The organism is Kribbella sp. ALI-6-A (assembly GCF_001984195.1).
GTDB lineage: Bacteria > Actinomycetota > Actinomycetes > Propionibacteriales > Kribbellaceae > Kribbella.
Genome location: NZ_MTQN01000006.1, coordinates 61,960 through 85,458, shown reverse-complemented (window position 1 = coordinate 85,458; position 23,499 = coordinate 61,960). Strand labels below are relative to the sequence as shown.

Genomic DNA, 23,499 nt, shown 5'->3' with positions numbered 1-23,499 from the left:
TCACCACCTAATTCGTGGGTGACCTGTGGCACGCGCGAGAAAGCGAACACCTGATGAGCAACCTCCTGAACGAGCTCGACAACGCGAGCAAGCGTGACGACATCCCGGCCTTCCGCGCCGGTGACACCGTCAACGTGCACGTCAAGGTCGTCGAGGGCACCCGGTCCCGCGTCCAGGTGTTCAAGGGCGTCGTGATCCGTCGCCAGGGTGGTGGCCTGCAGGAGACCTTCACGGTCCGCAAGGTCAGCTTCGGCGTCGGCGTCGAGCGCACCTTCCCGATCCACACCCCGATCGTCGAGAAGATCGAGGTCGTCACCCGCGGTGACGTGCGTCGCGCCAAGCTGTACTACCTGCGCGAGCTGCGCGGCAAGGCGGCCAAGATCAAGGAGAAGCGGGACGCCTGAGTCCCTAGCGACGACGGTCAGGTATGGCGCCGAGCACTGCGACTCGCGCTCGCCCGGTAGCCAAGAGGGCACGTCGCAGTAAAGGACGGCATCGCAGGCTCAAGCAGCGGAACCCGCTGCTGAGCCTGCTGATCGAGATGACCACGGTGACGGTGCTCGCCCTGGTCATCACGGTCGTCTTGAGGCTTTTTGTCGCCGAGGCGTTCTACGTGCCCTCGGAGTCGATGTACGACACGCTCACGACGAACGACCGCATCCTGGCCGAGAAGGTCAGCTACCTGCACCGGGACGTCGACCGGGGCGACATCGTCGTCTTCAAGGACCCCGGCAACTGGCTGAACGAGGAGCAGGAGACCCCCGGTACCCTGCGCCAACTCGGTGAGTTCGTCGGCATCCTGCCGCGCAGCGGCGAGGGTCACCTGGTCAAGCGGGTGATCGGCGTCGCGGGTGACCGGGTGTTCTGCTGCGACCGCTCGGGCCGGATCCTGGTCAACAAGATCCCGCTCGACGAGCAGGAGTACCTGCTGAAGGACGCCAAGCCGTCCATCCAGCCGTTCGACGTCGTCGTACCGCCTGGGCACCTGTGGGTGATGGGGGACAACCGGGCCGAGTCGGCCGACTCCCGCGCCCACATGGGCGGTCCCGGTGGCGGGTTCGTGCCGGTGGAGAACGTGGTTGGCCGGGCCTGTTGCGTAATCTGGCCGTCTGACCGGATGACGATGCTGCGTCCTCCGGAAACCTTCAAGAAGCCGGGGCTGAAGAAGTGACCGATACATCGACCGAGGCGACGCCCGACAAACCCGCCCACCGCTCGGGGCTGGCCGCCGCCGCCCGCGAGTTCGTGCTGATCGTGGTCGGAGCGCTGATCGTCTCGTCGATCCTGCGGGCCTTCGTCGGGCAGATGTTCATCATCCCGAGCGAGTCGATGCAGAACACCCTGCTGGTCGGTGACCGGGTGGTGGTGGAGAAGCTGACCGACGTCGAGCGCGGTGACGTGGTCGTCTTCGAGGACCCGGGCGGCTGGCTGGGCACCGAGGAGAGCGGTCAGAAGCGCGGCTCGGTCGGCCGGTTCTTCGAGGTCGTCGGCCTGCTCCCGGACTCCAGCCACGGTCACCTGATCAAGCGCCTGATCGGCATGCCGGGCGACAAGGTCGCCTGCTGCGACGCGAAGGGCCGGTTGATGGTCAACGGCCAGCCGCTCGAGGAGTCGCAGTACCTGTACCCGGGCGACGCGCCGTCGGCGATGGAGTTCCAGGTCACCGTCCCGGCCGGCAAGGTCTTCGTGATGGGCGACCACCGCTCGGAGTCCGGCGACTCCCGCGTCCACCTCAGCGATGTCGGTCCCGAGGGTGGCAACCCCGGCGACGCCGCGTTCGTCCCGTTGGACAAGGTCACCGGTCGCGCGATCCTGGTGGTGTGGCCGGCCAGCAACTTCTCCGAACTCGGCGTGCCCGACACGTTCAAGGCGATCCCGCCCGCGGTCGAGCCCCCGCCCGCGAAGCCGTCGATCTCGCTGACCGCACCCCCGAAGTAAGCGGAGCCCCCGTGCCCCTCACCGCACACCCGCCCACTTTCGCCCTTCGCGCCGATTCGCCGGTGAAGGCGAGCCCAGCTCACGCGCTTGGCGCCGCGCCGACCCACGGCTCGGACTTCGCCTTCCGCGCGGGTTCGGTCCTCGCCTTCACGATCCGGGCTTCTCGGACGGTGACCAGCTCAGCCGCCGGCCTTCGCACCTCGTCCTGTGGTGGTGTTCGCCCGTGCCGTGTGGGGAGGGTCGGATGAGCGCTCTGCCTCGCGGCAGCACCATCCGCCGCGACGCCGGCCTGTACGGCTACGAACGCGCCCTGCGCCGGGTCGGTCTCGACCCGATCGCGGGCGTGGACGAGGCCGGCCGCGGACCCTGCGCCGGCCCGCTGGTTGCCGCGGCAGTGATCCTGCCCGAGGGCAAGCGCGGCCAGATCCCTGAACTGGCCGACTCCAAGCTGCTCACCGCGAAGGCCCGCGAACGCTGCTACGACCAGATCCGCGACCGCGCGCTCGCCTGGTCGGTCGTCTCGATCGAGGCCGACGAGTGCGACCGCCTCGGCATGCACGTCGCGAACGTCCAGGCGCTGCGCCGGGCCTTGTTCCGCCTCGACGTGCGCCCGTCGTACGTGCTGACCGACGGTTTCGGCGTCGACGGCCTCGGCGTACCGGGCCTGGCGATCTGGAAGGGCGACCGGGTCGCGGCCTGCATCGCCGCCGCGTCGGTGATCGCCAAGGTCACCCGCGACCGGATCATGGAGCACTGGCACACGGTCTACCCCGAGTACGACTTCGCGGTCCACAAGGGGTACTGCACGCCCGAGCACCAGGCGGCACTGGACAAATACGGCCCGTGTCCACAACATCGACGCCGATTCGAGAATGTCCGCCGCAGTCTGCGGCCCGATATGGGACAGAATGTGACCAGTCCCACCGGAGTGGAGAGCCGATGAGTGCTGACGACCTCGAGAAGTACGAGACCGATATGGAGCTGCAGCTCTATCGGGAGTACAAGGACGTCGTCGGGATCTTCAAGTACGTCGTGGAGACCGAACGGCGCTTCTACCTGTGCAACGCCGTCGACCTGAAAGTCCGCACCGAAGGCGGCGACGTCTACTTCGAAGTGACGATGGCCGACGCCTGGGTCTGGGACGTCTACCGCTCGGCCCGCTTCGTGAAGAACGCCAAGGTCGTCACGTTCCGCGACGTCAACATCGAGGAACTGGCCAAAACCGACCTAGAGGTCCCCAAGGACTCCGACTTCGGCCGCTGACCCGGCGTACTTGCTCTGAAACCTAGGAACCGGCGCCTGAACCAGGCGCCGGTTCCTGGTCATGTCGCCCGCCGGCAGTTCCCTCTTCCCCAGCCTGGGCTCAGCTCAGCGCGCGCTCGAAGTCGTCGGTCCGCGTCGCCAGCCATCGAAGCTCATCTGCGAAGAACTCCAGCGAAACCGCCGAGTCCCGCGCGCCGAGACCCCACCGGCTGACCTGCCCAGCCTGCCGAAGCTTGGCCTGCACCAAAGCTGGCACCAGCCCCCGCCGGTCCTCCAACCCATAAGCATCCGCGAACAACCGCAGCCGAGCCCCGAGATCAGGCAACACCTCGAACCCCGTCTCCCTCAACTGCCGATCACTCTCCAACGGCACAAACCCCCACGCGGCCGCCGCGACATCCAGCAGCGGAGTGGTAGGCCCACAAGCATCCCAGTCGATGAACGCCACCGGCCGCCCGTCGCGGTAAACGGTGTTCCAAGGCCCAAGATCCCCGTGCGGCATGATCTCGCCGTCCTCCAACACCACCCCCGGCGGCCGGAACCCCGCACTCGCCGAATGCAGCTCCCGCAGCAGCTCACCAAGCGCTACCAACGCCTCATCCGACCGCATCCCCGCCGTCAACGGATTCCCCTTCCCGGGAACCCACTCAGGATCCGCAGGCACCTCACCCGCCAGATAGCTGAGGACCTCCACCCCCGAATCCACTCGCAGCACCCGAGGCGCACCCTCGAACCCCGCCTCCTCGAGGTGCGGCAAATAGGCATGCACAAAGGGCGAGCGAGCAGACATCTTCCGCCGCACCGTCTCTCCGCGCCGACTCACTCCGGCGTTGTTGCGCCCACCCACCAGCGTCTCGTCCGCCACCCCACCAGCATGCCCGCCCACCGGTTCGCCTCTGATACGGCGTACTGCACCCGACTGGGCGGTCGGGTCGTCCAGTTGCAACGTCGGCCGCCATCCGTACCTAGGTGTGGCAATCAGCGGCGAAGGACGAACAAGGCGCCCGGGCATCTGCGGGGACGGGCCAGGCGCCCACTCACGAGGCGGGGAGGGGGCCAGGCGCCGGCCGCGGGCGTGCGTCGCTCACCAGGCACGCCCGGGCTGTCGACGGCGCCCGGCTCAGGCCTGGTTCTCGGTGGTGTGCCTGGTCGACGACGCCCACTGCTGGTCGGCGAGTCGGCCGACGCGTTGCTGTTCGCCGTCCGGCGGCCAGGAAACCCTGTGGCGCAACAGCATCGCGCCCAGAGGACTGCTGCAGATGATGCGCTACAGGCAGCGGATGCCGCGGCGCCACTCAGGCGGCGGGACGGAACATGGCGTCAGCGTGGCGGCGTAGCGTCCGACCGCAGCTGTGAACGTACTCCGCCGGGTGAGTCGTCGGTAGGTGGCGAAGTGGTCAGTAGCCGGCAAGTTCGTCATCGAGGGCGACGTGCCGAGGAGGATTGTGTCTCGTCCGGGAGATGCCCGGGAGCGAACGCGATGGCGGTGAGGCGGGTGGCCTTCCGGGACGACGAGGGCGTCTTATCCGTCTGCGCGGACGCAGATGACCGGCTCCCACGTGGTGCCCTGTCGCAGGTACTCGGCGACGGCCAGGAAGTGCTCGGTGGACATGCTGCTGACGACCCGGTCGCCGCGGCGGATGAACTGAGCGGCGTCGGTCGGGCGGGCGGGTGCCGGCGGTGACCGCGGTCGGTAGCTGGAGTTGATGTGGCGCACGGCCAGGAGTCCCGGCGGGGAGAGCAGCGCGGCGTGTCAGGTGACCTCGTTGGGAAGGCGGTGAACAGTTCGCGGTTCTGGCGGTAGCCCCCTGTACTTGCCTAGTACACGACGGCGCAGTTCGTTCTGTGCGGGGTCCGAGGTTCGGGTTGGTGGAGTGTTTCTGATTCGCCGAGGTCAGCCAGTACGCGGGTGAGGGTCGTCTTGCACCGTGGTGGAGCTCAGTTCCGCGGCGAGGAAGCTTGCGACCATTCTGGCTTCTGAGGCTGCGCAGGGGTCTGATCCTGCGGCGGAGGTGAACGGCGTGTGGTCTCCTTCGTCACTGGGATCAGGGTGCGCGGCGGTGGGTGGTGGAGAGGAGCCAGCCGGAGTCTTCGTAGGTGACCAGGTCGGCTTGGGCGAGGGTTTCGAGGCATTCCTGGACGGTGTCGTGGTCGAGGCCGGCGACGGTGGCTATGCGGGTGGAGGGGGAAGGGCGGAGGACGGGGACGGCGTCGAGGGTTCGGCGGAGGTCGTGGTCCAGGGCGTCGATGGGGGTGGCGGGGGAGTGGGGGTACGAGGTCAGGTGCTCGCCGAGTGGGGAGATGGCTTCGAGGATGTCGGCTACCGAGGTGGCGAGAGTGGCGTTGCGTTCGCGGATCAGGAGGTGGGTGCCTTCGGACATGCGGGACGTGATCGGTCCGGGGACTGCGAGGACCGGGCGGCCGCACTGTTCGGACCAGCCGGCGGTGTTGAGGGCTCCGCTGCGGATGGCGGCTTCGATGACGACGGTGCCTTGGGTGGCGGCGGCGATCAGGCGGTTGCGGGCGAGGAAGCGGAGCTTGGTGGGGGCGCAGCCGGGTGGCAGCTCGCTGACCAGGAGGCCTTCGCCGGCAATTCGGTCGAAGAGGGCTGAGTTGCTCCTGGGGTAGCTGACGTCGACGCCGCAAGCCAGGACGGCGATGGTGGTACCTGTGCTGGCCAGAGCGCCGCGGTGGGCGGCGGCGTCGATGCCGTAGGCGCCGCCGGAGACGATCGTGGTGCCGTGGTCGCCGAGGGCGGCGGCCAGTTCTGCGGCGGCGTGTTCGCCGTACGAGGAGCAGGCTCTTGCGCCGACCATGGCTACCGAGGACTGGAGCAGCTGGCGCAGGTTGGGGCTGCCTTTGACCCAGAGGCCGTAGGGGACGCCGCCGCGGCGGCTTTGCTGGCCGGCCTCGGCGAGTACGTCGATCTGGTCGGGCCACTCGTCGTCGCCGGGGATGACGAAGCGGGCGCCGGCTTTGCGGGCTTTCTCGAGGTCGCGTTCGGGGTTGACGTGGGGGAGCCGGGTGGACCAGCGCTCGAGGCCGGGGGCGTTGGTTTGGAGGAGCTCCCAGATCTCCAGCGGTGTCAGGTCGGCGAAGGTCTTCAGGGTGGCGGGGTCGCCTGGTTCGATCACGCGGGACAGCGCCGCTCTCGCCATCCGGTCCGCGTCGGAGGCGGTCGCGCTGTCGAGAGCTGTGGAGGAGGCGTTGCCGATGGCAACCATCAGGCTTGAGCTGGGTGGGGTCGTCCGGTCGGATGGGCTGGAGGTGGGTGAGGTTGCATGGTCGGGAGGGCTGGTGGTGGGCGAGCTTGCTCGGTCAAGAGGACCGGAGGTGGGCGAGGGTGCTCGGTCGGATGGGCTGGAGGTGCGCAAGGTCGCCCGGTCAAGAAGGCTGGAGCTGGGTGCGGTTGCCCGGTCGAATCGGGCGACGCGGATCTCCCTGGATTGAGGCGGCGCGGCGTCGGAGTTGACGGGTGAGGTGTGGATGTCCTGGGGACGGAGCGGTGTGGCTCCGGAATCGGCGGGGATGAAAGTCGCCTGCGGATCGGTGGTTGCGTCGGTCGACTGGTGAGGGTCGTTGGTCATGGGTGCTCTCTGAGGGGGCGGGTGTCTTCCAGGGGAGTGAGGGGCGCGCCGGAGCGGAGTTGGAAGGCTTCGTGGGTCAGGGCGGGGGTTGGCCGGGACAGGCCGGCCAGGTCGGTGAGGGTCCAGGCGAGCCGGACGACTCGGTCGAGGCCTCGGGCGGTCAGGCGGCCTTCGGCGTAGTGGGTTTCGAGGATGGACTGGCTGGTGTCGTCGAGGGGGAAGTCGCGGCGGAGGACCGGGCCGGGGATCTCGCTGTTCAGGCGCCAAGCCGTGTGTTGGTAGCGGTGGGCTTGGCGGTCGCGGGCGGCGCGGACCCGGGTGGCGACGTCGGCGGTGGACTCGGGCGGGTCGCCGGTGCCGACGCCTCGGGCGGCGGGCAGGATCTGACGCTGGATGTCCATCCGGTCCTTGATCGGGCCGCTGATGCGTTGCCGGTAGCGGGTGAGGATCTGGGGCGTGCAGTTGCAGATGCCGGTGGGAGTGCCGGACTGACCGCAGGGACAGGGGTTTGCGGCCAGGACCAGCAGGAAGCGGGCCGGGAACTTCGCGACGGCGGCTGCGCGGTGCACCTCGACGTAGCCGGACTCGAGCGGCTGGCGCAAGGTGTCCAGGGTCAGGGGGTGCATCTCGGGTGCCTCGTCGATGAAGAGGATTCCTCGGTGGGCGCAGCTGATCGCGCCGGGGCGGGGGACGCCGGAGCCTCCGCCGACCAGACTGACCAGGGACGCCGTGTGGTGTGGCGCGATGAACGGTGGACGGCTGACGAGCTCCGCGTCGTTTGTGAGCAGACCGGCCAGCGAATGCACGGCGGAGACTTCCAGTGCGTCGTCGGTCTCCAGATCGGGCATCAGGCCCGCGAGGCGTTCGGCGAGCATGGTTTTGCCGGATCCTGGTGGGCCGTAGAGGTACAGGTGATGCCCGCCCGCGGCTGCGGCCTCGATGGCGCGGCGGCCTTCGCGCTGGCCCAGGACGTCGTCGAGGTCGACCTCGGGGACCCGGGTCAGCGACTCCGACATCAGCCGGGGCTCGGCGCGTGGCGGCTCCTCGTCGGGGATCTCCTCACCGCGGATCATCGCCAGAACCTGCCGTAGCGAGCGCACGCCGTACACGCTGATGTCGGGGACGAGTCGGGCTTCGCTTGCGTTGAGCTCGGGAACGATGATGCGGGTGAAGCCGGCTCTGGCGGCGGCCAGCGTCATCGCGAGGGCGCCGCGCACCTCGCGGATGCGGCCGTCGAGGCCGAGCTCTCCGATGATCGCGCAGTGCCTCAGCTCGCCGATCGGCAGCACGCCGCTGGCCGCGAGCAGAGCGCACGCGATGGTGACGTCGTAGTGAGAACCGGTCTTCGGCAGGGTCGCGGGCGAGAGGCCGATGGTGACTTTGCGGTCGGGGAACCGCTCGCCGCTGTTGACCACCGCCGCGCGAACACGATCCCTTGCCTCTGACAACGACGCGTCGGGCAGGCCGATCAGCGTGGTCTTCGGCAGGCCTTGGGCGATGTCGGCCTCGACCTCGACGAGATGGCCCTCCAGCCCGACGAGGGCGACGGACCACGCCTGGGCGAGCGACATCAGCCGACGCTCCTCAGGTGCTCGATCGTGGGCTGACCACCGCCGGGTGGGACCAGCACGGCGATCACGTCGATCCGGATCTCCGGTGGGTGGAGATCGTGCTCCTGCAGCCAGCGGCCGACCAGGCGCCGCAACGTGCTGAGTTTGCGATAGGTGATGGACTCCAGCGGGCTCCCGTAGCCGACGCCGCGCCGGGTCTTCACCTCGCAGACCACGAGTGCGCGCCCGTCCCGGGCGACGATGTCGATCTCGCCTTGCTCGCAGCGCCAGTTGCGCGCGAGGATCGCGAATCCCTGCTGGCTGAGATGTTCCGCGGCGAGTTGTTCGCCGTACTGCCCGACTGCATCCTGGGTCCGCATCGATGACCACCTCCGACAAGAACATGCCGGGATTCGTGGCCGATTCGAGGGCGACTTCGGGGCTTGTGGACAAAGAAAACCGCCGGCCGTCCCAGCGGGGACGACCGGCGGTGAGATGCGGTGCTCAGTTGCGCATGTGTTTGCCGCGGTTGGACTTCGGGGGAGTACGCACGGCCTTCAGCTCGCCGGACGGCGTGTCGTGGCGAACCGGCTGCAGGGCACCTGAGCCGGGATCGGTGTCGGTGTCGTAGTCCCAGCTCTCCTCGTTGGCCAAGCGGCTGTGCCAACGGCCGTAGAGACCGTAGATCGCCAGACCGAGCAGCATCCAGATGCCGAACTTGGTCCAGGTGCTCGTCTTCAGGTTGAGCATCAGCCACAGCGTCGCCGCCAGCGACAGCAGCGGAATCAACGGCACCAGCGGAACCCGGAAGCCACGCTCGAGGTCAGGCTCCGTACGGCGCAGACGCAGTACGCCGACCGCGCAGAAGGCGAAGCAGAACAAGGCGCCGATGACGAGCAGTTCCTCGAGCTCGAGCACCTTCGGGTAGAGCGTGAGCACCAGGGCGGCCATACCGGCCGCGGTCGCCGCGCGGGCCGGCGACGAGTAGACCCGGCTGACCCGGCCCAGGCTCTTCGGCAGCAGGCCGTCACGACCCATGTTGAACAGCACGCGGCTCTGGGCGATCAGCACCACCATGATCACCGTCATCAACGCCAGCAGCGCACCGAGATTGACCACGTCCGCGGCCCAGCCGACCCCGACCGCTTCCAGCGCCTCCGAGACCGGTGCGGCACCGCCGAGCTGCCCGTACGGCCGCAGGCCGACCAGCACGACCGCCATCGCGACGTACAGGACCGTGACGACGACGACGCCGAGCAGCATGCCCTGCGGGACCGTCTTGCGGGGGTTGCGGGCGTCCTCGGACGCGGTCGCGATCAGGTCGAAACCGATGAAGGCGAACACGATCGCGCTGGCCGCGGTGAAAATGCCCATCAGGCCGAACGAACCGAACGAGGAGTCCAGCATCCAGCCCAGCAGGGTCGGATCCGCGGTCGCGGGGGCGGGGCGCTCCATCGGGACGAACGGCTTGAAGTTGTCCATCTTGATGTGCGTCGCGCCGACCACCACGACCAGCAGGATCACCGCGACCTTGGCCGCCACCACGACGGTCAGGACGCGGGACGACAGCTTGGTACCGGTGACGATCATCGCGGTCAGCAGCAGCAGGAGCAGCGGGGCGACCAGGTTCACCTTGGCGTCGGGCCCGAAGAACTGGGCCAGACCGTCGGGCATCGTGACGCCGAAGCCGGTCAACGTGGCCAGGAAGTACGCCGACCAGACGCGGGCGACGATCGCGGCCGCGGTGACGAGCTCGAGCACGAGTGCCCAGCCGACCAGCCACGCCCACATCTCACCGAAGGTGACGTAGCTGAAGGTGTAGGCGCTGCCGGACACGGGAATGGTGGAGGACAGCTCGGCGTAGCACGCGGCGGCCAGCAGGCAGACAAAAGCCGCGACCACGAACGACAGGATCACGGCAGGGCCGGCCACGTTCGCGGCTTGTTTGCCGCTCAGGCTGAAGATGCCGGAACCGATCATCACACCGAGGCCGAGCACGACAAGGTCGCGACGGCCGAACAGACGCGGTAGTCGGTGCCGCGCCTCCTCGACTCGAGTGAACGCCGACTCGACCGGCAGGCGCCGGCCTACGGTCTGTCCGTTCGCTGAGGGGGCCATGGTCAGGGGTGCCTCCGTTGCTACTAGGGCAATCGGGCCGAACAGTAGTCGACCTATGGGCTACGGGCCAGACCTCCTTCGTGTCGCCGCCGCGCGGTGCCTTGCGATGCCGACGCCGCTCCCGCATGGTCAGGACATGGCACCGGACGACGTCAGCCCAGAGCCCTCCCTACCGGAGGAATTCGCTGCGTTACTGGCTGACTACGAACGGCATCTGACGGCGGAAAGAGGCCTCAGCGAACATTCGGTCCGAGCGTACATCGGTGATGTCGCGGATTTAATCGATCATTTGACTCGGCTTGGTCACGATGATCTGAGCGCACTCGACATCCGCGGTCTGCGGTCCTGGCTGGCCAAGCAGCAAAGCCTCGGCAAGGCACGCAGCACGATGGCGCGACGGGCCACCGCGGCGCGGGTCTTCACCGCGTGGGCCCAGCGGACCGGGCGGATCGCGACCGATCCGGGCGCGTTGCTGGCCAGTCCGAAGGCACACAAAACCCTTCCAGGCGTGCTGGGACAGGCCGATACGCGAGCTGTGCTGGACGCCGCCGCGGTCGCCGCGGACGACGGAAGCCCGCTCGGGCGGCGGGACCTCGCGATCATGGAACTGCTGTACGCGACCGGGATCCGGGTCGGCGAACTGTGCGCGCTGGACCTCGACGAGCTGGACCGGACCCGACGCGTGGTCCGCGTTTTCGGCAAGGGACGGAAAGAGAGATCGGTCCCGTACGGCGTACCGGCGGCCGAGGCGTTGGAGTCGTGGCTCGCGGTCCGCCCGCAACTGGTCAGGGACGGAAGCGGGCCGGCGCTCTTCCTCGGAGCGCGTGGTGGCCGGATCGATCAGCGGACCGTACGCCGGGTGGTGCACGCGCGAATCGACGCCGTCTCGGCGCCGGACCTGTCGCCGCACGGCTTGCGGCACACGGCGGCGACGCATCTGCTCGAAGGCGGCGCCGACCTGCGTAGCGTGCAGGAACTGCTCGGGCACGCATCCCTGGCGACGACGCAGGTCTACACCCACGTGTCGAGCGAGCGGCTGCGAGCGGCGTACCAGCAGGCGCATCCGCGGGCCTGATCCCGGGGCCGGGCCCGGCGGGGTGATGGGCGGGCGGCGGGTGGATGGGGCAGACTGCGGGCCATGCGGGTTTCGGCAAAATCTGACTATGCGTTGCGGGCGTTGATCGAGATCACCCAGCGCTGGGTGGCCAACGATCCCTCGGTGGTGTCGGCGGAGGAGCTCAGCCGGGCGCAGGGGATTCCGCACGGGTTCCTGCAGGGAATCCTGGCTGACCTTCGGCGGGCGGGCGTGCTGACCAGCCAGCGGGGGCAGTCCGGCGGGTGGAAGCTCGCGGTCGACCCGAACGAGATCTCCGTGGCCGACGTGATGCGCGCGGTGGACGGGCCGATCGTAAGCATCTCGGGCGTCCGGCCGGAGAGCGTCGCCTACAACGAGCGGGCCGTGGTGCTGCAGCGGGTCTGGATCGCGGCGCGGGCGAGCCTGCGGGACGTGCTCGAGCACACCACGCTGACGGACCTTGCCAAGGGCAAGCTTCCGGCCGGGGTCGAGCGGCGGTCGAAGGACGAGGACGCGTGGCAGGCGCGGGTTCCGGGGAGTTGAGCGCACGGGTCAGTGGTTTCTGACCAGCACGGCGGCGCCGAGAGTGACCAGCGCGCCGAGAGTGACCACCGCGGTCGGTGCCAGTGCGCTGGACTCGCGGGCAGCGGGACTTCGAGGTGGTGGCGACGCAGGTGATGGGGAAACCTTCGGCGCCGGGAATTCATCCGGCGGCGGGACCGTCGGCAGCAGCCGGACCGGCTGAGCGGCGAGCAGCTTCAAGGGGTTGAGATACGTCTCGCCCTCGAGCAGACCCCAGTGCAGACACGTCGCCGGAGCGCAGTGCGAGGCCGCGGCCGACAACCGGCCGATGGGCTGAGCCCGGCGGACCTCAGTCCCGGCAGGAAGTGACGGAATCACCGGCTCGTACGTCGTACGCAGCGGCCCTCGGGCGACGACCACGACGCTGCGGCCCGCCACCGGACCGGCGAACGTGATCGTGCCGGGGGTCGCGGAGAGGACCGGTTGACCCGGCGAGCCGGCCAGATCGACGCCCCGATGGCCGGGGAGCCAGGGCTTGGGTGGTGGGACGTAGGAGCGCACGATCCGTGGTCGCGGGTCGAGTGGCCAGACGGCGTCCGGGGGCGGGGGAACGATGGGCATCAGCAGCAGTGGGCTCATGCTGAAAAGGTGCAGGTGAAAGGGTGTTTTCGGCGCGACGTATCCGGGCCTGTGGACGGACCGGGGGCCGGTTCGACCCGGGTGGGCTTGTCGCGTAGACTTCTGGCGGCGTCCCACCTCGGTGGGGCGACTTCGCACGCCTGCACACACCCGAACCCTCTTGGTCCCGGTCCGCCGGGGAGGGGTTCGCGCGGGCGTCAGGCGCGACGGACCAACCGGGTCCGCCGCGGGACAACCGAGACAGCGCCACCGGACGAGCGACCCCGGCCGGCGCGACAGGAGGAACACCTCATGGCCGTCGTGACCATGAAGCAGATGCTCGAGAGTGGCGTCCACTTCGGGCACCAGACCCGGCGCTGGAACCCGAAGATGAAGCGCTTCATCCTCACCGAGCGCAACGGCATCTACATCATCGACCTGCAGCAGTCGCTGTCCTACATCGACCGCGCCTACGAGTTCGTGCGCAGCACGGTCGCGTCCGGCGGGGCGGTGCTGTTCGTCGGTACCAAGAAGCAGGCGCAGGAAGCGATCGCCGAGCAGGCGACCCGGGTCGGCATGCCCTACGTGAACCAGCGCTGGCTGGGCGGCATGCTCACCAACTTCCAGACCGTCAACAAGCGGCTCCAGCGGCTCAAGGAGCTGGAGCTGATCGACTTCGACGACGTCGCCGGTTCCGGTGTCACCAAGAAGGAGCTGCTGCAGAAGCGTCGCGAGCACGACAAGCTGCTCAAGACCCTCGGCGGTATCCGCGACATGGGCCGCGTCCCGTCCGCGGTCTGGATCGTCGACACCAAGAAGGAGCACCTCGCGGTCGACGAGGCGCGCAAGCTCAAGCTGCCGATCATCGGCATCCTGGACACCAACTGCGACCCCGACGAGGTCGACTTCCCGATCCCGGGCAACGACGACGCGATCCGCTCCGTCGGTCTGCTGACCCGCGTGGTCGCCGACGCCGTGGCCGACGGCCTCAAGGCCCGCTCGGGCCAGGGTGCTGCCGCCGCCGGCGAGGAGCTCGGCGCTGACGAGCCGATGGCCGCCTGGGAGCGTGAGCTGCTGGAGAGCCAGAACGCCGCTGCCGCCGCTCCGGCCACCACCGACGCGGCTCCGGCCGCCGACGCGACCCCGGCTGCCGACGCGACTCCCGAGGCTCCGGCCGAGGAGGCTGCCCCGGTCGCCGAGTCCGGTGCCGTCGCCGAGACGATCGCCAAGGCCGACGACACCCCGGTCGAGGGCACCGAGGCGCCGAAGACCGAGGCCTGATCCGGTTCCGGGTCGCCGACCGCCTGGCCTCCGCCTCCGAGACCCGTGAGGGTTCCGTGGGCGGCGTACAGGAAACGGTGGCCCGGACCAGGCAAGGCTCCGGCCGAAGGCCTGGACCGGAAGGTCGCGGATCCACGGATTCAGACGTGAAGGGGCACGGCGGCCCAGCGGGCGAGAGCTCAGGACCGCCGGCCTCGAGGTCCGGCAAGGCTTCACAGGATCGACAAGGTTCGCACCCGATCCCCCCAAAGGGTCAGGCCCGCCGAACCCCGATCGCCCGGCAGACGAACGTCACCGCATTGGTGGCGCTCCGGCCTCGGGCGGCGACCCACCCAGCTGATCGCACCGACTAGATCGAGAGAACGAGGAATGGCGAACTACACCGCCGCTGACGTGAAGAAGCTCCGCGACGCCACCGGCGCGGGCATGATGGACGCGAAGAAGGCGCTCGAGACCACCGACGGCGACTTCGAGAAGGCTATCGAGGAGCTGCGCATCCACGGCGCCGCCAAGGCCGCCAAGCGGGGCGCCGAGCGGTCCGCCACCAACGGGCTGATCGCCGCCGCGGAGAACGCGCTGGTCCAGCTGAACTGTGAGACCGACTTCGTCGCCAAGAACGAGCAGTTCCAGCAGCTCGCGGCCGACATCGTCGCGCACGCCGCCGCCAGCAAGGTCGGCGACGTCGAGGGCCTGCTGAACGAGAAGCTGGCCGACGGCAAGAGCGTCGCCGAGAACATCGAGGCGCTGGCCGCGGTGATCGGCGAGAAGCTCGAGCTGGGCAAGGTCGCCGTGTTCGAGGGCAAGGTCGCGGCGTACATGCACAAGCGTGCGGCCGACCTGCCGGCCCAGGTGGGCGTGCTGGTCGAGTTCGAGGGTGACGACATCGACGCCGCTCGCGGTGCCGCGATGCAGGCCGCCGCGATGCGTCCGCTCTACACCACCCGCGACGAGGTCCCGGCCGAGACGGTCGAGAACGAGCGCCGGATCGCCGAGGCGACCGCGCGCGAGGAGGGCAAGCCCGAGGGCGCCCTGCCGAAGATCGTCGAGGGCCGGGTGAACGGCTTCTTCAAGGAGGTCGTGCTGCTCGAGCAGGCGTCGGTCCAGGAGAGCAAGAAGACCGTCAAGGCCGTGCTCGACGAGGCCGGCGTGACCGTGAAGCGGTTCGCCCGCTTCGAGGTCGGCGCCTGACCGTCTGCCGCTCGCAGACACAGGAAAAACATCATCGACGAGGAGGCCGGAATCGTGACGGAAACCCTGGGTACCGAGACGAGTCCGGCCTCTTCGCCGGTCGAACCGGCCTATCACCGGGTGCTGCTCAAGCTGTCGGGTGAGGTGTTCGGCGGCGGCAAGCTCGGCGTCGACCCCGACGTGGTGAACTCGATCGCCAAGCAGATCGCCGAGGTGGTCCGGGCCGGCGTACAGGTCGCCGTCGTGGTCGGCGGCGGCAACTTCTTCCGCGGCGCCGAACTGCAGCAGCGCGGGATGGAACGCAACCGCGCCGACTACATGGGCATGCTCGGCACCGTGATGAACTGCCTGGCGCTGCAGGACTTCCTGGAGAAGCTGGGCGTCGAGACCCGGGTCCAGACCGCGATCACGATGGGCCAGGTCGCCGAGCCGTACATCCCGCGCAAGGCCGACCGGCACCTGGCCAAGGGCCGGGTCGTGATCTTCGGCGCCGGCTCCGGGATGCCGTACTTCTCCACCGACACCGTCGCCGCCCAGCGGGCGCTGGAGATCGGTGCCGAGGCGCTGCTGATGGGCAAGCAGGGTGTGGACGGTGTCTACGACTCCGACCCCAAGACGAACCCGGACGCGGTGAAGTTCGACCAGCTCTCGTACGACGACTTCCTGGCCCGCGGGCTGCGGGTCGCCGACGCCACGGCGATCAGCCTGTCCCGCGACAACGCGCTGCCGATCGTCATCTTCGGTCTCCAGGACGGCAACATCGCCCGGGTCGTGCGTGGCGAGAAGATCGGCACGGTCGTCTCCCCGGGGCAGTGAACCGGTACTAGGATCACCGACACGCGGACCGAGGTCCGTAGTCTGGTAGACCAGCGTTCGTAGGGTTTGAGCGGCCGCACCGAAGCGGCCCCGAGGAAGCGAGGAATGTCGTGATCGACGAAGCACTCCGCGAAGCCGAGCAGAAGATGGCGAAGGCCGTGGAGGTCGCCAAGGACGACTTCGCCGCGATCCGCACCGGCCGGGCCCACCCGTCGATGTTCTCCAACATCGTGGCGGACTACTACGGTTCGCCGACGCCGCTGCAGCAGCTGGCCGGCTTCCAGGTCCCCGATCCCCGGACCGTTCTCATCTCGCCGTACGACAAGGGTGCGATGGCGGCAATCGAGAAGGCGATCCGCGACTCCGACCTGGGCGTGAACCCCGGCAACGACGGCTCGGTGATCCGGGTCAACATGCCGCAGCTCACCGAGGAGCGGCGCAAGGAGTACATCAAGGTCGCCAAGACCAAGGGCGAGGACGCCAAGATCTCGATCCGTACCATCCGCCGGCACGCCAAGGACCAGATCGACAAGTCGGTCAAGGACGGCGAAGCCGGCGAGGACGAGGGCAAGAGTGCTGAGAAGCGACTCGACGGGCTGACGAAGAAGTACGTCGACTCGATCGACCAGCTGCTCAAGCACAAGGAAGCCGAACTGCTCGAGGTGTGATGGGCCTCGACCAGAGCACGCCCGCGCCGAGCCGCGCCGGGCGCAACCTGCCCGCCGCGATCGCGGTCGGTGTCGGTCTCGGCGCGGTGATCCTCGGATCGCTGTTCTGGCAGAAGGTGCTGTTCATCTTCGTGGTGCTCGCCGCGGTGCTGCTCGCCGTGGACGAGATGATCAAGGCGCTGCGGACCAGTGGCGCCGAGATTCCGCGCGTCCCGGTGCTGGCCGGCACGACGGCGATGCTGGTCGCGGCGTACTTCGGTGGCCCGATGGCGCTGCTGGTCGGGCTGGCGCTGACCGCGCTGGCGACGATCTTCTGGCGGATGCCCGGCGGATCGATCGGCTTCGTCCGGGACGTGACCGCCGGTGTGTTCCTGCTCGGCTACGTGCCGCTGCTGGCCGGTTTCGCAGTGTTGCTGGTGCAGCCGGACAGCGACGGCCCCCAGCGGGTGGTGACCTTCTTCCTGGTCGTCGTGGCCAGCGACGTCGGCGGGTACGCCGTGGGCGTGCTGTTCGGCAAGCACCCGATGGCGCCGACGATCAGCCCCAAGAAGTCCTGGGAGGGCTTCGCCGGCTCGACCCTGGCCTGCATCGGGGCCGGGATCGGCTCGGTCGTCTGGCTGCTCGACGGCGACTGGTGGGCGGGTGCGATCGTCGGCGCAGTGGCGGTGCTGACGGCAACGGTCGGCGATCTCGGTGAGTCGATGATCAAGCGTGACCTGGGCATCAAGGACATGTCGAACCTGCTGCCCGGCCACGGCGGGGTGATGGACCGTCTGGACTCCCTGCTGGCCACGGCTCCGGCCGTCTGGCTGCTGCTGCACTTACTCGTTTGACCCGGCCGCCGTCCGCGCGCTTGGCTGGTGTCATGACCATCGCTCCGGACGGCCGCCCCTTGGTCGGCGACGTCGTCCGCCTCGACCGTTTTGTTGCCGACGACATCGATCAGTTGTTCGCCGCGATCGACGACGAGCGGGTGTACGCCGCGGGGTTCGGCGGCGGTCCCGCCGGTCGCCCGGCAACCGGCGAGCAGATGCGTGAGCGCTGGACGAAGTCGGCCCCGCAACGGGTCGCGTACGTCGTCCGGCTCGCTCGCGACAGCGAACTGGGGGCCGAGGGCACCGTTGTCGGTACGACGAGCCTCGGCGACGTGGATCTGGCCAACGAGCGGGTCCACCTGGGCTGGACCGGCTACGCGCCGTCGGTCTGGGGCACGCTGGTCAACCCGTCGTGCAAGTTCCTGATGCTCCAGCACGCGTTCGAGGACTGCGGGTTCAACCGGGTGAAGATCCAGACCAGCCTGGTGAACACGCGGTCGCAGGCCGCGATCGCCAAGCTCGGTGCGACCCGCGAGGGCGTGCTGCGCCGGCACATCAAGCAGCCGGACGGCTCGTGGCGGGACACGGTGGTGTTCTCGATCCTGGCCGACGAGTGGCCCGAGGTACGGAAGGGTCTGCTCGCCCGGATCAGCGGCTGACGCGGAGGCCGGCCAGTTCGCCCAGGAGGCGATAGTTCTCCAGCAGGTCGTCCCGGTCGTAGGTGTTGGTAGTGATCAGCACCTCGTCGGCGCCGGTCCGCTCGACCAGTCCACCCAGCGCCGCGTCGACCTCGTCCGGTGTGCCGTAGATCTGCCCCTGCAGCGCCTGCTCGAAGAACCCGCGTTCCTTGTCGGTCATCTCGCGCTGCGCGTCGACCGGCTCCAGGGGCGGGAACACTCCACGGGTCCGGGAGTAGGCGCTGGACCACGCCTCGGGCAACAGGAGCCGCCGAGCCGCCTCAGTCGTCTCCGCGACGGCCGCGGTAGCCGCCAGTACGACGTACGGGCGCTCGGCCCAGCCCGAGGGGACGAAGCCGGAGCGATAGCGCTGCAGCGAGTCGAGCAGCGCCGCCTCGCCACGGGCGCCGGCGATAACCAGCGGCAGGCCGAGTGATGCCGCGAGTTGCGCACCTTCGCCGATCGCCAGCACGTACGCCGGCACCCGCAGCCCTTCGCCGGGTCGCGCGTGGACCTGCGGGTGGTTCCGCTGCGTGCCGGTGAAGTACCCGAGCAGCTCGCGAACCTGGTCCGTGAAGTCCTCGGCCGCGTCCTTCTCGACGCCGAGCGCCCGGCGGATCCCGCCGGTGAAGCCGACCGAGCGGCCGAGGCCCATGTCGATGCGCCCCGGATACAGCGACTCCAGTACGCCGAACTGCTCCGCGACCACCAGCGGCTGGTGGTTGGGCAGCATCACCCCGCCGGTCCCGACCCGGATCCGCTCAGTGGCGGCTGCGACCGCTGCGGCCAGAACGGTCGGTGCAGAGCCGACCACTCCAGGAACGCTGTGATGCTCCGACACCCAGAAGCGGTGGTAGCCGAGCTCCTCGACCTGCTGGGCCAGCCGGACGGTGCCGCGCAAGGTCTCCGCCTCGGACTCGCCCACCCGAGTCCGCGAGCGGTCCAGCACCGACAGGGGGACACCGCTGAGCGAGGAAGTCATGGTCTTTGGTTCAACGACTCCGTCGGCGGCGGCCATTCCCCGATCGCCAGGGATACTTGGCGGCGTGACGAGGCAACCGCGGTTGGAGATCGAGTACTGCACCCAGTGCCGGTGGTTGATGCGGGCGGCCTGGACGGCGCAGGAACTGCTGACGACGTTCCCCAAGGAGCTGGGGGAGGTCGCGCTGGTGCCGGCGACCGGAGGGGTGTTCGACATCCGGCTGGACGGGGAGACGCTGTGGTCGCGGAAGGCCGAGGGCGGGTTCGCCGAGATTCCGACGCTGAAGCAGCTGGTGCGAGACCGGATCGCGCCCGACCGGAAGCTCGGGCACTCGGACCGGAAGGAACCGGCCGCTGAGCCGTCGGTCGAGCAGAACGCGGACTAGCCGGAACGCACGTCCTGGGCGACGTCGATGGTGAACGGCTCGGGCCGGCGGTTCGGGGTGGGCCGAGCTTGCGGGCGAGCTGACCAGTCGGCAGCGAATCCACTGCCGACCGGTGAGCTCCGGTCAGATCGCCGTCGAGCGGCTGAGCTCCTCCCACTCGGTGACTGACGCCAGCAGCGCCTCGTGGTGCTCGCGGAGGCCGTCGACGGCGTCGTTGCCCAGCAGGAGGCGGAGCGGCGGTTTGCCGCTGTCGAGCGCCTTCATGATGGCTGCGACGCCCTTCACCGGGTCGTTCGGCTCGTTGCCGAGCAGCGCAGCGGTGTTCACTCGGGTGGCTCCGGCGGTCTCGCGGTAGATGTCCAGCTCTTCGGTGGTCACCTTGTTGCCGTTGAACGGCGTACGGAAGGCGCCGGGTTCGACGATCAGGACGCGGATGCCCAGGGGAGCGACCTCTGCGGCCAGCGCCTCGGAGTACCCCTCCAGAGCGTGCTTGGCCGAGTTGTAGACGCCGTAGCCGGGGTAGGTCTTCAGTCCGCCGAGCGAGCTCATCTGCACGATCGTTCCCGATCCCTGCGCGCGCAGGACCGGCAGCACCGCCTGGGTGGCCTGGGCGGCGCCGAAGAACACGACGTCGAACTGCTCGCGCAGCCGCTGCACGCCGACCTCCTCGATGGCCCCCATCACCAGCGAGCCGGCGTTGTTGACCAGGACGTCGATCCGGCCGAACACCGCCAGCGTCGCCTGGACCGCGGCGTCGACGGACGCCGGGTCGGTGACGTCCAGGGCGGCGGTGCTCGCTCCGCGCTCGGCCAGATCGGCCAGCGTCTCGGGCCGACGTGCGGTCGCCATCACCCGATCGCCGGCGGCCAGTGCGGCGAGCACCAGCTCGCGTCCGAAGCCGGTGGAGCAACCGGTGATCAGCCATACCTTGGTGTTGTTGTTTTCCATGCTTCGAGTCTTCGTCCGGACCCCCGGATGGGGCCAACACCAGCTACCTGGTGCAGCAGTAGCCTGTGCCTGTGACCCCCGAGCTGCGACAGCTGCGCTACTTCGTCGCGGTGGCGGAGGAGTTGAGTTTCACCCGGGCCGCTGCCCGGCTGACGATCGCCCAGCAGTCCCTGTCGCAGCAGATCACGCTGCTGGAGCGCATGGTCGGCGCGAAGTTGTTCGACCGCGACAGCCGGGGGACTGCGCTGACTGAGGTCGGTACGGTCTTCCTGCCGGAGGCCCGCGCTGTACTGGATCGAGCAGAGCAGGCGATGGGCGTGGTCGGCCGTGCCGTTCGCGGCGAGATCGGCCTGCTCCGAATGGCCTTCCTGGCGACCACGGCGAACTACTTGCTGCCGCCGGTCGTGCGCGCCGTCCGCGAGCGTTTCCCGGACCTGGAGCTGGCGACCGAGGAGACCGCGATCGCCCTGCTCGTCGAAGGCCTCCGAAGTGGCCGGTACGACGTGGCGTTCAGCCGCCCGCCGCTGGTCGACGACCTGGCGACCCGAACGCTCGTCACCGAGGACGTCTGCGCCGTACTGCCCGAGGGACATCCGCTGGCCGGGCGCGACCAGCTCACGCTCGAGGAGTTGGCCGACGAGCCCTGGCTGCTCACCCCACGCAGCGCGTGGGAACCCTGGCACGACCGGTACGACGCGCAGTTCCGCGCGGCCGGGTTCGAGCCGAAGGTGGTGCACCGGGATCCGAGCGTCCAGGTGCTGCTCGGCATGGTCGCGGCCGGAGTGGGCGTGACCCGGTTGGCCCGGTCGGCGTCCAGCCTGCGGCGGACCGGCGTGGTGTTCGTGCCGCTGACCGGCGAGACGGTGCTGACCGAGATGGTCTGGTTGCCGCAGAACACCTCGCCGGTGCTGCCCGCCGTACTGCAGGCCATCGCCGGACTGGCGGCCGCGGAGGATCTCGCCGCGGCCGGATAGTGAGCGGGGACACCGGACGTGAATTTGTGAAAGCGGTCGGCGGCGAGGGACAATCGAGGGCGATGACTACCTCTCTCCCGCTCGTTTTCGACGAACCGCGCCGTGCCAAGAAGCCGCCGCGGCACCTGGCCGACCTCAGCGGGGAGGAGCGCAAGGCGGCGGTGACGGCGCTCGGCGAGCCGGGATTCCGGGCCAAGCAGCTGTCCAACCACTACTTCTCCCGGCTGGTCTCCGACCCGGCCGAGATGACCGACCTGCCGGCCGCCACCCGCGACAAGCTGGCGGCCGACCTGCTGCCGCCGCTGCTCACCAAGGTCCGTGACCTGGAGTGCGACAACGGGCAGACCCGCAAGTCGCTGTGGAAGCTGCTCGACGGCTCGCTGGTCGAGTCCGTGCTGATGCGCTACACCGACCGGACCACGATGTGCGTCTCGTCCCAGGCCGGCTGCGGCATGGCCTGCCCGTTCTGCGCCACCGGCCAGGCCGGCCTGACCCGGAACATGACCACCGCGGAGATCGTCGAGCAGGTCGTCGACGGCGCCCGCGCGCTGTCCCGCGGCGAGATCGCGGGCGGGCCGGGCCGGGTCAACAACATCGTCTTCATGGGCATGGGCGAGCCGATGGCCAACTACAAGGCCGTGATCGGCGCCGTCCGCCGGTTCACCGATCCGTCGCCGGAGGGCCTGGGCATCTCGGCCCGTGGCATCACCGTCTCGACCGTCGGCCTGGTGCCGCGGATCAATCAGCTCGCGACCGAGGGCATCCCGGTCACGCTCGCACTGTCGCTGCACGCGCCGGACGACGAGCTGCGCGACGAGCTGGTCCCGATCAACAACCGGTGGAAGGTCGACGAGGTGCTCGACGCCGCCTGGGGCTACGCCGAGAAGACCAAGCGCCGGGTCTCGATCGAGTACGCGATGATCCGCGACATCAACGACCACGCCTGGCGCGCGGACCTGCTGGCCGAGAAGCTGGCCGCCCGCGGCGACTGGGGCTGGGTGCACGTCAACCTGATCCCGCTGAACCCGACGCCGGGCTCGAAGTGGACCGCTTCCGACCCGGCCGACGAGCGCGAGTTCGTCCGCCGTCTGCAGGCCGGCGGCATTCCCACCACCGTGCGCGACACCCGCGGCCAGGAGATCGACGGCGCCTGCGGCCAGCTCGCCGCCGCCGGCAGCTGACCGCGTTATCCGCCTCGAGTTCACCGTCCGCCGGAAAGGCGAGCGCTACGACCGCGACGAGGTCAGCCCGGTGCGCCTGAGCGAGGGCTACGACGTCCAAGAGGTCGACCTGCTCCTCGAAGAGGCCGAGGGCCGGCTCGGCGGCGCTTAGTTCTTTGCCACCGAAAGCAGCACCTCGGCAAGCTCGGCCGGGCGCGAGAACATCGGCCAGTGACCGGTGTCGAGCTCGGCCAGTGTCCAGTGCGGGGACGTGAGATGTTCCTGCACGACAGCGCTGGGCGTCGGCCCGTCCATCAGGCACTTCACGTACGTCGAAGGCAGCTCGGCGATCGGCCGCGTCAGCTCAGCCGGCTCGATGAGCGCACGGCCGGGATGCGGCGTCGACCGCTCCAGGATCGTCGCGATCTGCACCGCCGTCAGGTCCTGCCCGGCGTAGTCCTCGGCGGTCAGCGGAGGCCAGAAGCCGCCCGACTCGGCGAGCTGACCGGCCAGCCAGGCGCGGCCCTCGGGAGACCAGCCGTCGGCGAAGGACTGGCCGTCGAGCGGGATGTTCGAGTCGACGTACACCACGTGGCGCAGCCGGTCGCCGATCGCGGCGGCGGCCTGGCCGGCGGGGATGCCGGAGTAGCTGTGCCCGACCACCACGACCTCCGGCAGCCTGCCGGCCACGTCCACGATGTCGGTCACGTGCCGCGCCTGAGAAGTCTGAGCCGAGTCCGGCTGGTGCCGCTCGGCCAGGCCGGTCAGGGTCACCGGATAGACCTCGTGCCCCTCGGCTCGCAGCAGCTCACCGACCTCGTCCCAGGCCCACGCACCCAGCCACGCCCCCGGAACCAGCACGAAATTCACCATGGCCGCCACCGTAGACAGCCCCTCCGACAGTTCCGGCTCAGGCCGCCCGGAGCCGAAGTGG

Annotated in this window: 26 protein-coding genes; 16 read left to right on the top strand and 10 right to left on the bottom strand. The window is 69.3% G+C overall.

Annotated features, from left to right (window positions below):
- Positions 1-53 precede the first annotated feature (53 nt).
- The 5 genes from rplS to BWI15_RS02905 all read left to right on the top strand — a co-directional run bounded on the left by rplS (position 54) and on the right by BWI15_RS02905 (position 3,201).
- Positions 54-404 carry a 50S ribosomal protein L19 gene (gene rplS / locus BWI15_RS02925; RefSeq protein ID WP_077012712.1) on the top strand — a complete coding sequence of 117 codons (351 nt, stop codon included), beginning with the start codon at positions 54-56 and terminating at the stop codon, positions 402-404.
- A 137-nt stretch (positions 405-541) separates the two neighbouring features.
- On the top strand, positions 542-1,171 hold the full coding sequence (lepB, locus tag BWI15_RS02920; protein ID WP_237771101.1) for a signal peptidase I: 630 nt from the start codon (positions 542-544) through the stop codon (positions 1,169-1,171).
- The gene (lepB, locus tag BWI15_RS02915; protein WP_077012710.1) at positions 1,168-1,938 is read left to right on the top strand and encodes a signal peptidase I; all 771 of its coding nucleotides are present in this window, start codon (positions 1,168-1,170) and stop codon (positions 1,936-1,938) included. The genes lepB (BWI15_RS02920) and lepB (BWI15_RS02915) overlap by 4 nt, the downstream gene beginning before the upstream one ends.
- Positions 1,939-2,182: 244 nt before the next feature.
- The gene (locus BWI15_RS02910) at positions 2,183-2,881 is read left to right on the top strand and encodes a ribonuclease HII (protein ID WP_077012709.1); all 699 of its coding nucleotides are present in this window, start codon (positions 2,183-2,185) and stop codon (positions 2,879-2,881) included.
- Positions 2,878-3,201: a DUF2469 domain-containing protein gene (locus BWI15_RS02905; protein WP_077012708.1), complete on the top strand. Its 324-nt coding sequence runs from the start codon at positions 2,878-2,880 to the stop codon at positions 3,199-3,201. Before BWI15_RS02910 ends, BWI15_RS02905 begins: the two co-directional genes overlap by 4 nt.
- 100 nt (positions 3,202-3,301) lie before the next feature.
- On the opposite strand, the gene BWI15_RS02900 is transcribed toward BWI15_RS02905, so the two are convergent.
- The 6 genes from BWI15_RS02900 to BWI15_RS02875 all read right to left on the bottom strand — a co-directional run bounded on the left by BWI15_RS02900 (position 3,302) and on the right by BWI15_RS02875 (position 10,456).
- Positions 3,302-4,066 carry a phosphotransferase gene (locus BWI15_RS02900; protein ID WP_077012707.1) on the bottom strand — a complete coding sequence of 255 codons (765 nt, stop codon included), beginning with the start codon at positions 4,064-4,066 and terminating at the stop codon, positions 3,302-3,304.
- Positions 4,067-4,723: 657 nt separating this feature from the next.
- On the bottom strand, positions 4,724-4,918 hold the full coding sequence (locus tag BWI15_RS02895; RefSeq protein ID WP_077012706.1) for a hypothetical protein: 195 nt from the start codon (positions 4,916-4,918) through the stop codon (positions 4,724-4,726).
- Between the two features lie 328 nt (positions 4,919-5,246).
- Positions 5,247-6,788: a DNA-processing protein DprA gene (gene dprA / locus BWI15_RS02890; protein WP_237771100.1), complete on the bottom strand. Its 1,542-nt coding sequence runs from the start codon at positions 6,786-6,788 to the stop codon at positions 5,247-5,249.
- Positions 6,785-8,359, bottom strand: coding sequence for a YifB family Mg chelatase-like AAA ATPase (locus BWI15_RS02885; protein WP_077012705.1), 1,575 nt, complete (start codon positions 8,357-8,359; stop codon positions 6,785-6,787). The genes dprA and BWI15_RS02885 overlap by 4 nt, the downstream gene beginning before the upstream one ends.
- Positions 8,359-8,718, bottom strand: coding sequence for a YraN family protein (locus tag BWI15_RS02880; RefSeq protein ID WP_077012704.1), 360 nt, complete (start codon positions 8,716-8,718; stop codon positions 8,359-8,361). Before BWI15_RS02880 ends, BWI15_RS02885 begins: the two co-directional genes overlap by 1 nt.
- 124 nt (positions 8,719-8,842) lie before the next feature.
- Positions 8,843-10,456, bottom strand: a complete 1,614-nt coding sequence (locus BWI15_RS02875) for an APC family permease (RefSeq protein ID WP_077012703.1) — start codon at positions 10,454-10,456, stop codon at positions 8,843-8,845.
- A 136-nt stretch (positions 10,457-10,592) separates the two neighbouring features.
- Here BWI15_RS02875 and BWI15_RS02870 point away from each other — a divergent pair, with 136 nt between their 5' ends.
- Together BWI15_RS02870 and BWI15_RS02865 are read left to right on the top strand one after the other, a co-directional pair.
- Complete coding sequence (locus BWI15_RS02870; RefSeq protein WP_077012702.1) at positions 10,593-11,531, top strand: tyrosine recombinase XerC; 939 nt, start codon at positions 10,593-10,595, stop codon at positions 11,529-11,531.
- Positions 11,532-11,594: 63 nt separating this feature from the next.
- Positions 11,595-12,074: an RrF2 family transcriptional regulator gene (locus BWI15_RS02865; RefSeq protein WP_077012701.1), complete on the top strand. Its 480-nt coding sequence runs from the start codon at positions 11,595-11,597 to the stop codon at positions 12,072-12,074.
- Between the two features lie 9 nt (positions 12,075-12,083).
- Here the strand turns inward: BWI15_RS02865 and BWI15_RS02860 are convergent, their stop codons facing one another.
- Positions 12,084-12,692 (bottom strand): M23 family metallopeptidase, encoded by a 609-nt coding sequence (locus tag BWI15_RS02860; protein ID WP_077012700.1) that lies wholly within the window; start codon positions 12,690-12,692, stop codon positions 12,084-12,086.
- A gap of 291 nt (positions 12,693-12,983) precedes the next feature.
- Here BWI15_RS02860 and rpsB point away from each other — a divergent pair, with 291 nt between their 5' ends.
- The 6 genes from rpsB (at position 12,984) to BWI15_RS02830 (ending at position 18,098) form a co-directional block, all read left to right on the top strand.
- The gene (rpsB, locus tag BWI15_RS02855) at positions 12,984-13,952 is read left to right on the top strand and encodes a 30S ribosomal protein S2 (protein ID WP_077012699.1); all 969 of its coding nucleotides are present in this window, start codon (positions 12,984-12,986) and stop codon (positions 13,950-13,952) included.
- 369 nt (positions 13,953-14,321) lie between these two features.
- The gene (gene tsf / locus BWI15_RS02850; RefSeq protein ID WP_077012698.1) at positions 14,322-15,140 is read left to right on the top strand and encodes a translation elongation factor Ts; all 819 of its coding nucleotides are present in this window, start codon (positions 14,322-14,324) and stop codon (positions 15,138-15,140) included.
- Positions 15,141-15,194: 54 nt separating this feature from the next.
- Positions 15,195-15,956: a UMP kinase gene (pyrH, locus tag BWI15_RS02845; RefSeq protein WP_083750529.1), complete on the top strand. Its 762-nt coding sequence runs from the start codon at positions 15,195-15,197 to the stop codon at positions 15,954-15,956.
- A 113-nt stretch (positions 15,957-16,069) separates the two neighbouring features.
- On the top strand, positions 16,070-16,624 hold the full coding sequence (frr, locus tag BWI15_RS02840) for a ribosome recycling factor (RefSeq protein WP_269087155.1): 555 nt from the start codon (positions 16,070-16,072) through the stop codon (positions 16,622-16,624).
- Positions 16,624-17,457 (top strand): phosphatidate cytidylyltransferase, encoded by an 834-nt coding sequence (locus BWI15_RS02835; RefSeq protein ID WP_077012696.1) that lies wholly within the window; start codon positions 16,624-16,626, stop codon positions 17,455-17,457. The genes frr and BWI15_RS02835 overlap by 1 nt, the downstream gene beginning before the upstream one ends.
- Before the next feature lie 32 nt (positions 17,458-17,489).
- Positions 17,490-18,098 carry a GNAT family N-acetyltransferase gene (locus tag BWI15_RS02830; protein WP_077012695.1) on the top strand — a complete coding sequence of 203 codons (609 nt, stop codon included), beginning with the start codon at positions 17,490-17,492 and terminating at the stop codon, positions 18,096-18,098.
- On the opposite strand, the gene BWI15_RS02825 is transcribed toward BWI15_RS02830, so the two are convergent.
- Positions 18,088-19,098: an MsnO8 family LLM class oxidoreductase gene (locus BWI15_RS02825; RefSeq protein ID WP_077012694.1), complete on the bottom strand. Its 1,011-nt coding sequence runs from the start codon at positions 19,096-19,098 to the stop codon at positions 18,088-18,090. The genes BWI15_RS02830 and BWI15_RS02825 overlap by 11 nt on opposite strands.
- A gap of 64 nt (positions 19,099-19,162) precedes the next feature.
- Here BWI15_RS02825 and BWI15_RS02820 point away from each other — a divergent pair, with 64 nt between their 5' ends.
- Positions 19,163-19,483, top strand: a complete 321-nt coding sequence (locus BWI15_RS02820) for a SelT/SelW/SelH family protein (protein WP_083750528.1) — start codon at positions 19,163-19,165, stop codon at positions 19,481-19,483.
- 123 nt (positions 19,484-19,606) lie between these two features.
- Here BWI15_RS02820 and BWI15_RS02815 read toward each other — a convergent pair whose 3' ends face one another.
- Positions 19,607-20,431, bottom strand: a complete 825-nt coding sequence (locus BWI15_RS02815) for an SDR family NAD(P)-dependent oxidoreductase (RefSeq protein ID WP_077012693.1) — start codon at positions 20,429-20,431, stop codon at positions 19,607-19,609.
- Between the two features lie 71 nt (positions 20,432-20,502).
- Here BWI15_RS02815 and BWI15_RS02810 point away from each other — a divergent pair, with 71 nt between their 5' ends.
- Entirely contained in the window at positions 20,503-21,405 is a 903-nt protein-coding gene (locus BWI15_RS02810; RefSeq protein WP_077012692.1) for a LysR family transcriptional regulator, read from the top strand.
- Positions 21,406-21,467: 62 nt separating this feature from the next.
- Positions 21,468-22,586 (top strand): 23S rRNA (adenine(2503)-C(2))-methyltransferase RlmN, encoded by a 1,119-nt coding sequence (gene rlmN / locus BWI15_RS02805; RefSeq protein ID WP_077012691.1) that lies wholly within the window; start codon positions 21,468-21,470, stop codon positions 22,584-22,586.
- Between the two features lie 147 nt (positions 22,587-22,733).
- Here rlmN and BWI15_RS02800 read toward each other — a convergent pair whose 3' ends face one another.
- Positions 22,734-23,438 (bottom strand): alpha/beta fold hydrolase, encoded by a 705-nt coding sequence (locus BWI15_RS02800; RefSeq protein ID WP_077012690.1) that lies wholly within the window; start codon positions 23,436-23,438, stop codon positions 22,734-22,736.
- Positions 23,439-23,499 lie beyond the last annotated feature (61 nt).